This window comes from Xanthomonas albilineans (genome assembly GCF_002939705.1).
Lineage (GTDB): Bacteria > Pseudomonadota > Gammaproteobacteria > Xanthomonadales > Xanthomonadaceae > Xanthomonas_A > Xanthomonas_A albilineans.
In genome coordinates, this window is record NZ_MDCB01000092.1 from 1 (window position 1) to 560 (window position 560).

General features: G+C 66.2%; 1 protein-coding gene. It reads left to right on the forward strand.

Annotated features, from left to right (window positions below; all coding sequences use genetic code 11):
* Positions 1-560, forward strand: a 560-nt coding sequence (locus XalbCFBP2523_RS15885; RefSeq protein WP_211286584.1) for a hemagglutinin repeat-containing protein, incomplete at both ends; no start/stop codon positions are given.

Consider the following 560-nt stretch of genomic DNA (forward strand, 5'->3'; position numbering starts at 1 on the left):
CTCAGTGGCAATGACACGACGCTGGATGGCGCGGTGCTGTCGGCCAACCGGGTGATGGCGGATGTGGGGGGCGACCTGCACATCCACAGCGAACAGGACACCAGCCACTACGCCAGCCACGACACGGCTGCCAGCGCCAGTGTCACCGTGGGTATCGGTGCAAGCGGCAGTGCGAGTTATAGCCACTCCAAGGTGGATGGCGACTTCGCCAGTGTGCGGGAACAAAGCGGCATCCAGGCCGGCGATGGCGGGTTCGACATCACCGTGCACGGCAACACCGACCTGAAGGGCGCAGTGATCGCGAGCACCCAGGGCGCCATCGACCAAGGCCGCAACCAACTGACCACCGGCACGCTGACGGTGGCCGACATCACCAACACCAGCCACTACAAGGCCACGGGCGTGAACCTGTCCGGGGGGTATGCGGCGGGCGGTAGCAATGGCAAGAGCGATGGCAAAAGCGACGGCAGCAGTGGCGACACGGCCAGCAGCCAAATGCCCCCGACGGCGAACCAGGGCAGCAGTTGGTCCTGGCAGAACCAGGGCAGCGGGGCGAGGGG